This is a genomic window from Vibrio sp. KUL70, assembly GCF_059725515.1.
Map to the genome: position 1 here is coordinate 983,769 of NZ_AP045834.1, position 14,705 is coordinate 998,473.

Annotated in this window: 13 protein-coding genes; all 13 read left to right on the forward strand. The window is 42.8% G+C overall.

The window, feature by feature from the left end:
* The 13 genes from AC6I7V_RS04530 to AC6I7V_RS04590 all read left to right on the forward strand — a co-directional run bounded on the left by AC6I7V_RS04530 (position 1) and on the right by AC6I7V_RS04590 (position 14,690).
* Positions 1–2,721, forward strand: coding sequence for a heavy metal translocating P-type ATPase (locus AC6I7V_RS04530; RefSeq protein ID WP_152471222.1), 2,721 nt, complete (start codon positions 1–3; stop codon positions 2,719–2,721).
* Between the two features lie 180 nt (positions 2,722–2,901).
* A complete protein-coding gene (locus AC6I7V_RS04535; protein WP_152471221.1) occupies positions 2,902–3,189 on the forward strand; it encodes a hypothetical protein in 288 nt (95 codons plus the stop codon).
* 20 nt (positions 3,190–3,209) lie between these two features.
* Positions 3,210–3,434: a hypothetical protein gene (locus AC6I7V_RS04540; protein WP_152471220.1), complete on the forward strand. Its 225-nt coding sequence runs from the start codon at positions 3,210–3,212 to the stop codon at positions 3,432–3,434.
* A gap of 419 nt (positions 3,435–3,853) precedes the next feature.
* Entirely contained in the window at positions 3,854–4,234 is a 381-nt protein-coding gene (locus AC6I7V_RS04545) for a DUF3316 domain-containing protein (protein ID WP_152471219.1), read from the forward strand.
* Between the two features lie 76 nt (positions 4,235–4,310).
* A complete protein-coding gene (locus AC6I7V_RS04550) occupies positions 4,311–4,646 on the forward strand; it encodes a P-II family nitrogen regulator (protein WP_498011411.1) in 336 nt (111 codons plus the stop codon).
* Positions 4,647–4,681: 35 nt separating this feature from the next.
* Complete coding sequence (locus AC6I7V_RS04555) at positions 4,682–5,365, forward strand: heavy metal response regulator transcription factor (RefSeq protein WP_498011412.1); 684 nt, start codon at positions 4,682–4,684, stop codon at positions 5,363–5,365.
* A complete protein-coding gene (locus tag AC6I7V_RS04560; RefSeq protein ID WP_498011413.1) occupies positions 5,362–6,681 on the forward strand; it encodes a heavy metal sensor histidine kinase in 1,320 nt (439 codons plus the stop codon). Before AC6I7V_RS04555 ends, AC6I7V_RS04560 begins: the two co-directional genes overlap by 4 nt.
* 77 nt (positions 6,682–6,758) lie before the next feature.
* The gene (locus AC6I7V_RS04565) at positions 6,759–7,169 is read left to right on the forward strand and encodes a hypothetical protein (protein ID WP_498011414.1); all 411 of its coding nucleotides are present in this window, start codon (positions 6,759–6,761) and stop codon (positions 7,167–7,169) included.
* A gap of 98 nt (positions 7,170–7,267) precedes the next feature.
* Positions 7,268–8,653 carry a TolC family protein gene (locus AC6I7V_RS04570; protein WP_498011642.1) on the forward strand — a complete coding sequence of 462 codons (1,386 nt, stop codon included), beginning with the start codon at positions 7,268–7,270 and terminating at the stop codon, positions 8,651–8,653.
* A gap of 13 nt (positions 8,654–8,666) precedes the next feature.
* Positions 8,667–10,379 (forward strand): efflux RND transporter periplasmic adaptor subunit, encoded by a 1,713-nt coding sequence (locus AC6I7V_RS04575; protein ID WP_498011415.1) that lies wholly within the window; start codon positions 8,667–8,669, stop codon positions 10,377–10,379.
* Entirely contained in the window at positions 10,376–13,501 is a 3,126-nt protein-coding gene (locus tag AC6I7V_RS04580) for an efflux RND transporter permease subunit (protein ID WP_390519367.1), read from the forward strand. Before AC6I7V_RS04575 ends, AC6I7V_RS04580 begins: the two co-directional genes overlap by 4 nt.
* A gap of 72 nt (positions 13,502–13,573) precedes the next feature.
* The gene (gene copI / locus AC6I7V_RS04585) at positions 13,574–14,113 is read left to right on the forward strand and encodes a copper-resistant cuproprotein CopI (RefSeq protein ID WP_498011643.1); all 540 of its coding nucleotides are present in this window, start codon (positions 13,574–13,576) and stop codon (positions 14,111–14,113) included.
* A gap of 58 nt (positions 14,114–14,171) precedes the next feature.
* Positions 14,172–14,690, forward strand: a complete 519-nt coding sequence (locus AC6I7V_RS04590; protein WP_498011416.1) for a hypothetical protein — start codon at positions 14,172–14,174, stop codon at positions 14,688–14,690.
* The last annotated feature ends 15 nt before the right edge of the window (positions 14,691–14,705 follow it).

The following is a 14,705-nucleotide window of genomic DNA, read 5'->3' on the forward strand; positions in this document are numbered from 1 at the left end:
ATGAACACCACACAGTATTCTCTAGCACTTTCCGGCATTAATTGTGGCCGATGTGTCGCTAAAATTGTAGATGAGTTACGTGAAAGAGACCCGGATGTATCTTTCACTATTAATGAGACAAAACACAGAGCAGAGCTTATTACCACGTTAATGCCGGAAAGCGCGATAGAAGTCATTGCAAAGTTAGGATATGTGGCTTCAATACCTACGCAACAAGAGTATCGTACATCAGTATCCAATGTTACTTGTCAACACTGTGTAGGTAAAATCACTAAAGCAATAGTTGAACTGGACGCTACCGCTCAAGTAGTTGTTGATTTAGACAAGCAAACATTGGTGGTGAATAGCAGTTTGAACGGCGATGAAATTGAAAGCGTATTAGTCGAACAGGGCTATAGCGGTAGTACTGATGGCACACAACCACAAACTACGGATGTTACTAAATCGAATAAAGTGAAAACAACACAGGCGGTGGATGTCAGTATTGAGCTGTCATTAATCGGTGTCACTTGCGCAAGTTGTGTCAATACGATTGAAGGTGCGCTTAGATCGGTGTCAGGAGTCGACTCTGTTGACGTGAACTTTGCGAATCGTACGGCGACCGTGGTTTCAAGTCAGCCTGCCAGCGTACTCATTGAGGCGATACAAGGCGCAGGATATGACGCAGAAGAAATTGTCGATCAGGCGTTAGCAAGCGACCTAAAAGAAGAGCGTGAAGCTGAGGAGTATCGCTTTAAAGTAAAACAAAGCGTTATTGGTCTTGGTCTCGGCGTGCCGTTGATGGTATACGGTCTGTTCGGCGGACCAATGAATGTTAATACGCAATCTGAGCAGTTGCTATGGTTGGCCGTAGGTTTAGTGACATTTTTTATTTTAGTCCGTGCGGGCAAGCACTTTTTTACTGGAGCTTGGAAGACCTTTCTGAGCCGTAATGCGAACATGGATACGTTGATAGCGTTGGGAACGGGTACCGCCTGGCTCTATTCAATGGTGGTCGTAGTCGGGCCGCAGTGGCTTCCAGAAAGTGCAAGGCATCTCTACTTTGAAGCTACTGCCATGATCATTGGTTTAATCAATTTAGGACAGGCGCTTGAGTTAAAGGCGCGAGGCAGAACTTCGCAGGCCATCAAGCGTTTGCTTGATTTGAGAGTCAAAACTGCCATGGTGATTCGTGACGGCAAAGAGATGTCTATACCGATTGAACAAGTTATCGCACGCGACTTGATTCGCGTTAGAGCCGGTGAAAAAGTCCCTGTTGATGGTGTGATTACAGAGGGGGAGACAACCATTGATGAGTCTATGCTCACTGGAGAGCCAATTCCTGTTGTTAAACAAGTGGGCAGCTCAGTGTCTGCCGGGACGATTAATGACCACGGAAGTTTCGTTTTTGAGGCACAGAAAGTGGGCAGTGATACTGTTCTTGCTCAGATCATCAGTATGGTGTCGAACGCGCAAAACTCAAAGCCACCAATCAGCCATCTAGCCGATAAAGTGTCTTCAGTGTTTGTACCAACTGTGATGATTCTATCGATTCTGACAGCGCTGGCTTGGTATAACTTTGGCCCTCAACCTTCCTTAGTTTATATGATTGTGGCAGCAACCTCGGTGTTGATCATCGCATGCCCATGTGCACTTGGTCTCGCAACGCCGATTTCTACTATGATCGGTGTCGGTAAGGCCGCCGAGTTTGGTGGGCTAATCCGAAATGGTGAAGCACTGCAAAGAGCCAGTGAATTGGATGTCGTTGTATTGGATAAAACTGGCACGATTACTCAAGGTAAACCTGAAGTAACAAATTTTGTCTTGTTGTCAGAGGACTCAGAGCTTCTGCCTTTGGTCAATGCTTTGGAGAAAGGGTCTAACCACCCGCTAGCTAAAGCGTTAATCGCATTTACTCAAAGTGAAGTGAGTGATGAAGCGAATCTACTAGAAGTGTCAGACTTCGAGTCATTAACCGGACTTGGTGTTCAGGCTCAGTATGCGAGTCAACGCGTGTTGCTTGGCAATCGCAAGCTGATGAACCAGTTTAAGGTCAATGTTGAATCGGTAACAGAGCATGCGTTGCAGTGGGAGCAAGAAGCTAACACAGTGGTGTATTTTGCGATAGGCGATCAACTGAAAGCGCTGTTCGGTATCAGTGATCCGATTCGAGATGATGCTCGAAGTGCGATAAATCGTTTTCATCAGCAAGGCATCCATGTCGTGATGCTAACGGGGGATAACCACAATACAGCGAAAGCGGTGGCATCACTCGCGAATGTTGATGAATATCACGCGCAATTGATGCCTGAGGATAAGCTTCACTGGATCAAGCAGTTGCAAGCGAAAGGGCATGTTGTTGGCATGGTCGGTGATGGTATCAATGATGCGCCAGCACTTGCTCAATCAGACGTTGGCTTTGCTATTGGCAGTGGTACGGATGTCGCGATTGAAAGTGCCGATATTACCTTGATGCGCAGCTCACTCCACGGTATCTCAGATGTGATTGGGATCAGTACTGCCACAATGAAGAACATTAAGCAGAACTTGTGGGGGGCGTTTATCTATAACAGCTTAGGTATTCCCGTGGCTGCAGGGCTTCTGTTTCCGTTCACAGGGTGGCTATTAAGTCCGATCATCGCTGGGGCAGCGATGTCACTGTCCTCTGTTACCGTCGTAACCAATGCGAACCGCTTGCGCTTATATACCCCACCTTCAGCCCCTACAACCAATGAGGAGTAGTACCATGTTAGTCAATTTTTTAGGTCTTACAGCAATCGTATTTATCGTCTGGTGGTTTTGGGGTAAGAAGAACGGCTAAGATGACAAAATTGTCATGAACCCCTCCCCATTACTGATCTAAGTGCTGCGATAAACTGAGTCTAAGTTAAACGAGTTCAAGTAACTTTGGAGAGCAAGAGAATGAAAAGCAAAAAGCCTGATTGTCACAAGAATGGTCATCACAAAGGTCATGGATGGATGATGATTCTATGTGCGTTATTAATGGTAGGTATTCCATTGTTTATTCTCACTTCTAGTCAAGAAGTGTTTAGTTGGGCATACCTGAGTAGTGCGATTGTTCCGTTAATCATCTGTTTAGCTATGCACGGTTTAATGATGAAGATGATTATGCCGAGTGAAAAGAAAGATTCAGAAACTAACGATCAATCGATGGCAAAGATTGAAAACAATCCAGAGTTCAAAGCATAAGTAAGGGTTTAGGTGATTTTATGAAAAAGTTATATGTATCAGTAATTCTTAGTAGTTTGATAGCTGCACCAGTGTTTGCGACTAGTACTAGTGAGCAGCATCTCAAGAGTTATACAAATCAAGATGTTCAGACACACATGAAGCAATCTAAGATGAGCAGTCAACAGGAATCCAATAGTATGATGGATGGTAAGAGTATGGAGAATATGCTTAACGATTGCAGAAAAATGATGGATAAGGTCTAAACATGGAAATGTAGGATTAGCGAAAGGACTTCAATTCTTCCAATTAAGTAAAGAGCTACTTTTGAAGTAGCTCTTTTTTTAATGAACATCAAACATAGTGCTGAAGCTTTGAAAGGTGTAGGACGAATTATAAGAACTGTTGATATTTTTGGCCAATTGAGCTCCCAGCATTTACGTGATCTGTATCTATTGGCTAACGGCCCTACCAGCCCCAACCTTGATCTCCTGGATTGATAGACACAGCTAACTAACGGTTCCATATATAAAATACAAATTAGTTTTAGGCGATTTCGAATTGCGGATTAACGATAAAAATGAAGGGCTCATCCAATTATGACAAAAATGTCATAATTGGATACCAATAGAGTCAGACCTGACCTGCTAAATTAAATTCGTCAACAACGAGAAAGGAAAGACGAATGAATACTCTTAATAAGATTTTGTTATCAGTTACTTGTTTATTGGTTAGTTCAGTATCAATTGCACAGCCATTACATTCCTCTGGTAATTATGTGAGCAGAGTAGACCATAAAACTGTTTCTATCGATGCGGTTAGCTCAAAACAAAGAGCATATATGTTAGGGGCAAAAAAATTGTCAGAGTTTGAGGGGATGAGTGGCAGAGAATTAAGTACGACTCTTATTCCTGTAACAACCAATGGTAGCCGACGAAATTCTACTCATCTGAAAGATGGAGGGTACGTAACTGTTCAAGAAAGGCTGAACAGTCAAGGGCAGCTTGAGTACGTAGCCAAAATCCACATTAATGTCCACTATCAGGAACGAGATAGTAATAACTAAACTGGCAATGTTCTTAGAGTTCTATACTACTTAAGGAGCTAAGGAGCTAAGGAGCTAAGGAGCTAAGGAGCGAATTATGATTGATAAAGTATCAGTAATATTTCAGGAGCATAGACTCGAAGAAATCGAATCTATTCTTATGGATGAAGGTGTTCGAAAGTTCACTATCTATCCAGTGCAAGGTCGCGGGACTCAAGCCAACTTAATTGATACACATGTATTGAGCTCGTACTACAAACTGGATGTGTTTATTGGTCAAAATTACACTAGGAGATTAACAGAAATATTGCTTAATACCGTAAGTGTATCGCAAGAAGGCAATGGGGTGACCTCTGTAGAAAGAAATGTTTTAGTATATGATAACAACACGAAACAGCAGATTTCATTATCCTCATACAATCACAAGCCGTGAGTCAAATTTGAGATCTGAAAAAGGTTTAATGTTATATGAAACTACTAGTGGTCGAAGACGAAGAAAAAGCAGGAGCTTATCTTAAGAAAGGGCTAATTGAGTCGGGCTATAGTGTAGATTTGTCAAAGGATGGCGTCGACGCATTATACTTAGCTACGTCTGGTGATTACGACCTCATCATCTTGGATATCATGCTTCCAAAATTGAATGGTTGGCAGATATTACACACACTTCGAAGCAGTGACATTTCGATCCCAGTAATTATTTTATCGGCAAAGGATGAAGTTGAAGATCGAGTTAAAGGGCTTGAACTGGGGGCGAATGACTATCTTGTTAAGCCTTTTGCATTTGTAGAGTTACTTGCGAGAGTAAAAAACGTATTGCGAAATCAAGCTAGTACAAGCCGAGAGGTATCCACTTTAGATATTGCCGATTTGAGCTTTGATCTACTCAAACGTAAAGTTACACGTCAAAGTGATACGATTCAGTTGACGGCGAAAGAGTTCTCCTTACTAGAATATTTCTTTTCGAAAAAAGGACAAGTTGTGACTCGTACACAAATAGCGTCCGCTGTTTGGGATATGAACTTTGATAGTGATACAAATGTTATTGATGCAGCAGTGAAAAGATTGAGGTCGAAAATCGACAAGCCTTATCAGAAAAAACTTATCCAGACCGTGCGAGGTATGGGGTACAAGCTTGATGACGCCGTAGAATGAATAAATTACTAAATCAATCAATTGCACGCAAACTGGTGTTTATGTTTGTCACAGCCTCTTTTGTTGTTTTAATCGTTTTTGCTTTAACGATCCAACACGCTATCAAGAATCACTTTAATGAACAAGATTATAAACATCTAGAAACAAAACTCCGCCCTTTGATGGGCACTATCGAGCGAGATTTAGATATTTTTCATTCTTGGGATATCTCGGCTTGGATCTTAAACAACAAACAAGTGGTTCAAACGAATAATGGAACTATTGACTTTCCACCTGAACTGATAGACGGCTCCTCATACGAATGGAGTGTAGGCAATAATCATTACCAAGCTTTTAAGTTTGATTATTCAGAGGTAGAAGGTGGTGCTATTGTTCTTGCAATAGATGTGACTCACCACAAGCTGTTTTTCGACAAGTTAAATACTATCCTATTTTGGACATTGGTTTTGACTGTAAGTTTATCTGGTGCTTACGCTTTAATTATTGTTAGAAATGGCCTGCTACCTCTAAAAACATTGAAGAAGTATATTGAGCAAGTGAATACGAGCAACCTCAGCATGCGTATACCAAGTGACTCACTTCCAAGGGAGTTAAGCAGCTTAATTGTTTCTCAAAATGAAATGTTAGAGAGGTTGCAAGAAGGCTACCTAAGGTTGAGTGAGTTTTCATCCGATATTGCTCATGAGTTAAGAACACCGTTGAACAATATCATGACCCAGACTCAAGTGGCACTTGGTATAGAACGTTCCATTGAAGAGTACCAAGATATTTTAGTATCGAACATTGAAGAGCTAGAACGACTTAGTAAGACCATTTCGGATACGCTGTACCTAGCTAAATCAGAGAACAAGCTTCTGCATAAGACCGAATCAGAGTTAGAGTTGAAAGAGGTTATCACACCCTTACTTGAGTATTATGAGGTGTTGGCGGAAGAGAAAAACGTTCGATTTACCCTAGATGGCTCGTCGACTCTGTTCGGTGACAAAGATATGCTTCAACGCGCATTTGGTAATGTGTTGTCTAATGCGTTGAGGCACTGCTTTAATAATACGGATATATCGGTAGTAATCTCCGAATCAGAAACGAGCAACAAGGTGACAATCAGCAATGTTGGTGAGCCTATTCCTTTGAGCTCTTTGCCCTATCTATTTGAACGGTTCTATCGTTCCGATAAGTCGCGTGTCCATAACGGAAGTGTTGGAGCTGGATTAGGGCTCCCTATAGCTAAGGCTATTATGAAAGCACATAATGGGGATATCTTAGTTAATGTGAAGGATGAGCGAAGTGAGTTCGTCTTTATTTTCAATAACCTTTAGTTCTAACAAATTTTAAATATCACTATTGCCCATCAGTTCTTATACTGTATTATGAATGCAAAGTGAAAAGGTACCACATGACAAACTCTTTGAGACAAACAAGCATTTTGATTATCAGCATCTTAGCGATGTTGATGTCGAACTACGTCTCAAGTATGCCAGTGATGGATATGAGTCCAATATCGACCTCTTCAGTTCAACCTTCTAATCATGACTCGATGGAAATGTCTGAGACTACAGCAAGCCATCATGCGATGATAGGCTGCCCATCGATGGAGATGACAAAGAGCGATAGTTCTATACATTGCGATAGCTCATCTACCTCTGGTGGGGACTGCTGTAAAAGTGTGTGTACTAGCGTATTTTTTCCACTCTCATTTTCTCGATTAATTAGCGTCTCTGAACCTGATCAAGCTCTACGTCACCCAATCAAAATAGGCGTTACAGTAACTCGTATTCAGAGTTTACTGCGTCCACCCTCTGCTTAATTCAACTATCATAACTATTTAGCTCTCAATTCTATCTGCTGGAAGGCAGAGGTTGAGGTATGTCCATATCGTTTTATCGTGGATAAACAACAATGAGTATTGAATTAAACGGTTTCAGGGCATTTAAACCCCTGAGCCTTGGGGTTGCAATTGCACTTTATGCAATGCCTGCCCTGTCACATTCGGGGTCGAACGCGACTCCACAAACTATCGCAGCTTCGACGCAGCAGTTGAATGCACTAATTGAAGCGGCTCTAACAAATGATACGAGTCGCTTTCAATATGCTGCGCAGTCACAGGCGATGCGTGAAACGGGCGTTGCAAGCTCTACTCTCATGGATCCAAAACTTAAAGTGGGCTTTGGCGGTTTACCTGTGGATTCATTTAAGTTTGACGAAGATCCCATGACGAACATTTCTGTTGGATTAATGCAACAGTTTGAACGGGGTGCAACGTTAGATCTTAACCAACGTAAAGCGAATCAACAGGCCGATGGCATGGCCTATCAGGTTCAAGTTCGTGAACGTGAAGTAGCGAATAGTATTACTCAACTATGGTTGGAGCTGGGCTACCTTCAATACGCAGAAACGTTGATTGAATCTAACCAACATCTCATGGTAGAGATGGAGCAGTATATTCAAACCAATTACTCAATTGGTAAGAGCGAAGCGCAAGATCTGCTTAACACCCAGCTTCAAGTCAACAAGCTTGACGAAAAGCTGCAATCGAATCAACAAATGCAAAATCGAGCCGTAGCTCAGTTATCAGAATGGCTAGGCTCAGAGTGGTTAAATCATCGTTCCATTGATTCGAATCAGGCAGGCTATCAATTAGACTGGTCGCGTTTGAATACGCTTTTAGAGCAGCAAACCAGCAACACCCAGTACTACTCACTGCTTAACCAACATCCTATGGCGCAAATGGCTGACGCCAACATCTCTGCCAATCGCACCCAAGTGGAGGTTGCTGAACAATCTTACACGCCACAATTTGGTGTTGAGGTGATGTATGCCTACCGTCAATCTGACAACATGAAAGGTGAGCCAGCTTCAGATTTACTGAGTGCCTATCTTACTATGGATATCCCTTTGTTCACTGATAACCGCCAAGATAAAAATGTAGCGGCCGCTCAATACCAAGTGGGCGCAGCGCAATATCAAAAAGATACGCTGCTCGCTCAAATGAACGCCCAAGTAAACGCATTAATGACGGACAGAATGAATCTCATTGAACGCATTCAGCGCTACCAAGAGCGCTTATTACCTCAGTCCAAAGCCCGCATTGAAGCGGTAGAGCGCGGTTATCAGAACAATACCGCTCAGTTTGGTGATGTCATCACTGCATCAACCGATGAATTGGCTCTTCAAATGGAGCTTGCTCGCCTAATCACCGATATGAACCAGGTCAATAGCAAGTTATCCATGTTACTTGGTGGTTTCGAATATCAAGTTTCTGCGCCAAACACTCAGTACAAAGAACAATAATAAAGGAATCAAGATGAGTACATTTAAAGTTGCAAGCCTAGCGCTACTGGTTGGTGGTGCATTGGGGTTCGGAGCGAATATTTACCTTTCAGGTATGGGCCATAATATGGCTGATATGGCGGTTTCGGAGTCGAAATCAAGTGACGAACCACTGTATTGGGTTGCGCCGATGGACCCAAATTACCAACGTGATAAACCAGGTAAATCGCCAATGGGGATGGATCTTATTCCTGTTTATGCTGATGACCTCAATGGTAGTAACGACAAACCTGGAACAGTAAAAATCGATCCTGCGGTTGAAAATAACCTCGGTGTAAAAACAGATACCGTAAAGCAAGAGGTCCTTGCACCACGCATCGAAACCGTCGGCTATGTCGCCTTTGATGAGAGTCAACTTTGGCAGACCAATGTTCGAGTATCGGGTTGGGTTGAAAAGCTTTATATCAATGCTGTTGGTGAAAAAGTGAAACAAGGTGACACGCTGTTCACTCTGTATTCCCCAGAGCTTGTAAAAGCACAAGAAGAACTGATCAGTGCCTATAAGAGCCAGCGTAAAGGAATGATACAAGGTGCTACCGATCGTTTGATCACTTTGGGTGTTGACCGCAATCAAATTAAATCCATCGCCCGTCGAGGCAAAGCGTCACAAACCATTGAAATTAAAGCACCGGCAGACGGCGTTATTGCAAGCCTCAATATTCGTGAAGGTGGCTACCTTTCTCCAGCTCAAGCGGTGATCAGCGCAGGTCCTTTGAATCAAGTATGGGTAGATGCAGAAGTCTTTGAGCGTCAATCTCGTTGGATTAAACAAGGCAGTCAAGCATCTATGACATTGGATGCATTACCAGGTGGAGAATGGAATGGTGAAGTGGATTATGTCTATCCCATTCTTGACCCTAGTACGCGTACATTGCGTGTCCGCCTTCGATTCGATAATCCACAAGGTGAACTTAAGCCGAATATGTTCGCTAACGTCGCACTGAAACCGTTATCAAGTGATGAAGTGTTAACTATCCCTCGGTCTTCGGTCATTCGATCTGGTGGTATGACTCGAGTAGTACTTGCTGAAGGTGATGGAAAATACCGTTCTGCTCGAATCGAAGTTGGTCGTGAAGCCGCTGACAAGATTGAGGTTCTAAAGGGATTACGACAAGGAGAGCGAGTTGTTACTTCAGCACACTTTATGTTGGACTCTGAATCAAGCCAATCTGCCGATCTATCAAGAATCAATGGCCTCGAATCAATTGATGAAACGGCGTGGGCAACAGGTGAAATTACTGATGCAATGGTTGGACATAGAATGCTAACTATTAATCATAAGCCTGTTCCTGAATGGGAATGGCCAGGAATGACCATGAATTTCATAGTGTCAGAGCACGTTGAAATGGAACCACTTTCAAAGGGTCAAACGATTGACTTTGAGATGAAAAAATCTGAATCGGGTCAATATGAAATCGTTGATTACAAAGTAACTGAGCTGAGCATAAATACGGAAATATGGATAGACGGTGATGTTTCTATGTTGATGGCGGATTTTGGTATGGTGACTCTAAATCATGTTCCTGTGGCTGATTGGTCATGGGACGCTGGTGAGCTCAACTTTTCAGTAGGTGGCGACATAGAACTCTCAAGTTTTCAGGAGGGTGACAAAGTTCGGTTTCTAGTGGAGAAACAAGGCTCTGATTATCTTCTCAAAGAGTTAGTTAAAAGAGAGGATAAGCAATGATAGGTGCAATCATCCGATGGTCTATCAATAATCGCTTTTTGGTATTGGTAGCGACTTTTGCTCTAGTCTTTGGTGGATTATATAGCGTAAAAAATACACCAGTTGACGCTCTCCCTGATCTATCAGATGTACAAGTGATCATAAAAACAAGTTACCCGGGTCAGGCACCCCAAGTGGTGGAAGACCAAGTCACGTATCCGCTGACAACGGCAATGCTTGCCGTTCCTGGTGCTGAAACTGTTCGTGGATATTCGTTCTTTGGTGATTCTTATGTGTATATCATTTTTAATGATGATACAGATATGTACTGGGCTCGCTCGCGAGTACTTGAGTACTTGAGTCAAGTAGCGCCAAACCTTCCTCCAAGCGCCAAGCCTACCCTTGGTCCAGATGCGACAGGTGTGGGCTGGATTTATAATTATGTATTGCAAGATAAAACTGGAAAGCACGACCTTGCAGAACTTCGCAGCTTACAAGATTGGTTCTTGAAATATGAGCTACAAACTGTTGATGGAGTGTCTGAAGTTGCGACTGTTGGCGGTATGGTTAAACAGTACCAAGTACAAATTGATCCGGCTAAATTACGTGCATATGACCTTACCTTACAACAGGTCAATATGGCTATTCAAAATGGTAACCAAGAAAGTGGAGCATCTGTAGTAGAAGTTGCAGAAGCTGAACATATGGTACGAACAACTGGTTACCTGTCTAGTATTGATGACATTAAAGCGCTTCCTCTCAAAGTAAGTAAAAAGGGGGCTCCTCTATTATTAGGTGATGTGGCTGATATTGATCTCGGACCTCAGATGAGACGAGGAATCTCTGAGTTAAATGGTGAAGGTGAAGCCGTAGGTGGCGTAATTGTTATGCGTTTTGGAGAAAACGCGAGCGAAGTGATCAGTGATGTTAAGGATAAACTAAGCGAACTTCAGCGTAGCTTACCGGATGGGGTTGAGATAGTTGCTACTTACGACCGATCTACGTTAATCAATGCAGCGGTTGAGAACCTTTGGAAAAAGCTCGCTGAAGAGTTCATTGTTGTCGCTATTGTATGTGCGCTGTTCCTATTCCATATACGATCTTCGCTAGTTATCGCATTGAGCCTTCCTGTCGGTATTCTAGGGGCCTTTATTGTCATGCACTGGCAAGGCATCAACGCCAATATTATGTCGTTGGGTGGTATCGCGATCGCAATAGGTGCAATGGTAGACGGTGCTATCGTTATGATAGAAAACGTACATAAACACATTGAGCGGACGCCATTGACTGACAAGAACCGATGGCAAGTTATTGGAGATGCGGCGCAGGAGGTTGGTGCACCGTTATTCTTCTCGCTACTGATCATCACGCTGAGTTTTGTCCCTGTATTCGCATTGGAAGGTCAAGAAGGCAAGATGTTCTCACCACTTGCGTTTACTAAAACTTATGCAATGGCGGCAGCGGCAGGTCTTGCGATTACGTTGGTACCGGTTCTCATGGGGTACCTTATTCGAGGAAAAATATTACCAGAGAACAAAAATCCTATTAATAAAGGATTAATTGCTCTTTATAAGCCCTTACTGAATATTAGTCTTAAATACCCGAAAAGTATGATTGTATTGGCTATTGCTCTCATGGGGTCTGCTTACTATCCAACAACGAAGCTAGGTAGTGAGTTTATTCCTCCTCTTGATGAGGGTGATTTGATGTACATGCCAACCACCTATCCAGGTATTTCCATTGGTAAAGCACGAGAGTTACTTCAGCAAACAAACAAGCTAATTAAGACCGTACCTGAAGTGCAGACAACATGGGGTAAAGTCGGTCGTGCTGACACAGCAACAGACCCTGCTCCCTTAACTATGATTGAAACGGTCATTCAGCTTAAACCTCGCGATCAGTGGCGTGAGGGTGTGACAACTGAGTCGCTAAGAAAAGAGTTTGATGACTTAATTCAATTTCCTGGTTTAACTAACGCATGGGTGATGCCTATAAAAACACGCATCGACATGTTAGCAACGGGTATCAAAACTCCAATAGGTATCAAGATCGCAGGGAGTGACTTAGCTGAAATTGAGAAAATAGGTGCTCAACTAGAACCTATTCTTAACAATATTGCAGGCACTGCATCTGTATATGCAGAGCGTGTTGCCGGTGGTCGTTATGTCACTATTGATATCAATCGACCAGCAGCAGCTCGATACGGTCTTAACATCAAAGAGATACAACAAGTTGTTTCTACCGCAGTCGGGGGTATGAATGTTGGGGAAACCATTGAAGGTCTCGAGCGTTACCCAATTAATGTCCGCTATCCACAAGATTATCGTGATTCAGTCGTTAAGCTTCAGCAATTGCCATTGGTTACACCTAGTGGGGCTAGAATTGCTTTGGCTGATGTCGCTGATATTCGCTATGAAGATGGACCACCAATGATTAAAACAGAAAATGCTCGCCCAAATGGCTGGGTGTTTGTTGATATTGATGGCCGAGACCTAGGATCTTACGTTGAGGAGGCAAAACAGGCAGTTGCAGAGCAACTTGATATGCCAGCAGGCTATTCAATTGCATGGTCAGGTCAATATGAATACATGGAGCGTGCGAAAGAACGCTTGGGTGTCGTTGTGCCGATAACAATTGCCATCATCATGCTACTGCTTTATTTCAGCTTCAGACGCGTAGGTGAGGTGATGATTATCATGCTGACTCTGCCCTTAGCGATGGTTGGTGGTTTGTGGCTCATGCATTACCTCGGTTACAACTTCTCAATCGCGGTAGGTGTTGGTTTTATTGCTCTAGCTGGGGTTGCTGTTGAGATTGGAGTCATCATGTTGGTGTACCTCAACCAAGCATGGCATTACACAAAGCTGGACGCCAAAGAGCAAAGTAAATCCTTGAATGAACAGGATTTAAGTAACTCGATTCAAGAAGGTGCTGGCTTGCGTGTTCGTCCGGTAATGATGACGGTACTTACTGTGATTATCGGTTTGATCCCAATCATGTACGGTGAGGGGACTGGATCTGAGGTAATGCAGCGTATCGCTGCCCCAATGATTGGTGGCATGGCCTCAGCTCTCTTATTAACACTCCTTGTACTTCCAGCGATTTTCAAGCTTTGGAAAACACACGAACTTAAACACGGCTAAAACACCTTCGGGCTAAGAATGAACTTAGCCCGTCAAACTCATAAATGAATTACTAAGGAACACAATATGAACATGAAAAAAACACTACTTGCCGCTCTTCTTTCGATTACAGCAACATCTGCAATGGCAGAAATGGACCACTCTAAAATGGATCATTCAAAGATGGATCACGGTAATATGAATCATGGTGATATGGACCATAGCAAAATGGATCACTCAATGATGTCTATGGAAGGGATGTCTGACGTTGGTATGCCAGCAACAGGTGCAAAGCCAGATAAAGTGGTCCATGTCTTGCTGGCAGATGACATGACAATCAAGTTCAAAAGAGAAGTACAAATTGAACCTAATGATGTAGTTCAATTTGTGGTTATGAATGTTGGCAAAATTGATCATGAATTCACTATTGGCTCAGCGAAAGAGCAACTTGAACACCGAGAAATGATGAAGAAGATGCCTCATCATATGCATGATTCTGGGAATGCAATTACAGTACAACCGGGTAAAGCTAAGCAGTTGATTTGGCACTTTCACGGTGATAGCAAGGTTGAATTTGCATGCAATATTCCAGGACATGCAGAAGCTGGCATGATTAAAAAGGTGAGCTTATAGGCAATAAAGGAATCTGATGATGCTAAAGCGTTCATTCATACTCGCGAGTATGTTTAGTGTGAGCTTATTCTCTTATGCTTCAGAAGACTCAATTTCGGTCGGTGAATCCACTTTTCGTACTGTAGGTGGATATGGATGTATTGCTTGTCATGGACTTTACGGACAAGGTGGGGGCAATGTCGGCGGAAATGTTAGGGGGAGCACTCTTGCAGACTTGGAATATAGCCTAAAGCATGAAAACACAATGAAGCTCCTAGGTGACGTATTGAGTCACCAAGATAAGGTAAATCTAGCGAATTACTTGGAATACCTTGGTGCGTTTCAATTAGTAGATTGGATTTATGAAGACTTTGAAGGTTCAAAGTTTTTTTTCTCAATAATGAATGGTGCAAAGAGCCAATTGGTAGTGTTCAATAAAACTTTTGAGCCAATGTCGATTGATCTTTCTTCTTTGGCTGGTGAGCATTTAATTTTGCGTGTTGAGCCTTACGAGACTCAGCTATTTGAATGGCTCCCCGAGAAAGGTGTCTATGAGCTGAACTATGGTAATGAAGTCATAAACATTGATGTAAAATAGAACTTAGTTAGGTAA

Coding starts and splice junctions, on each gene's coding strand:
- AC6I7V_RS04530 (WP_152471222.1), top strand. CDS start 1: ATGAACACCACACAGTATTCTCTAGCACTTTCCGGCATTAATTGTGGC.
- AC6I7V_RS04535 (WP_152471221.1), top strand. CDS start 2,902: ATGAAAAGCAAAAAGCCTGATTGTCACAAGAATGGTCATCACAAAGGT.
- AC6I7V_RS04540 (WP_152471220.1), top strand. CDS start 3,210: ATGAAAAAGTTATATGTATCAGTAATTCTTAGTAGTTTGATAGCTGCA.
- AC6I7V_RS04545 (WP_152471219.1), top strand. CDS start 3,854: ATGAATACTCTTAATAAGATTTTGTTATCAGTTACTTGTTTATTGGTT.
- AC6I7V_RS04550 (WP_498011411.1), top strand. CDS start 4,311: ATGATTGATAAAGTATCAGTAATATTTCAGGAGCATAGACTCGAAGAA.
- AC6I7V_RS04555 (WP_498011412.1), top strand. CDS start 4,682: ATGAAACTACTAGTGGTCGAAGACGAAGAAAAAGCAGGAGCTTATCTT.
- AC6I7V_RS04560 (WP_498011413.1), top strand. CDS start 5,362: ATGAATAAATTACTAAATCAATCAATTGCACGCAAACTGGTGTTTATG.
- AC6I7V_RS04565 (WP_498011414.1), top strand. CDS start 6,759: ATGACAAACTCTTTGAGACAAACAAGCATTTTGATTATCAGCATCTTA.
- AC6I7V_RS04575 (WP_498011415.1), top strand. CDS start 8,667: ATGAGTACATTTAAAGTTGCAAGCCTAGCGCTACTGGTTGGTGGTGCA.
- AC6I7V_RS04580 (WP_390519367.1), top strand. CDS start 10,376: ATGATAGGTGCAATCATCCGATGGTCTATCAATAATCGCTTTTTGGTA.
- copI (WP_498011643.1), top strand. CDS start 13,574: ATGAAAAAAACACTACTTGCCGCTCTTCTTTCGATTACAGCAACATCT.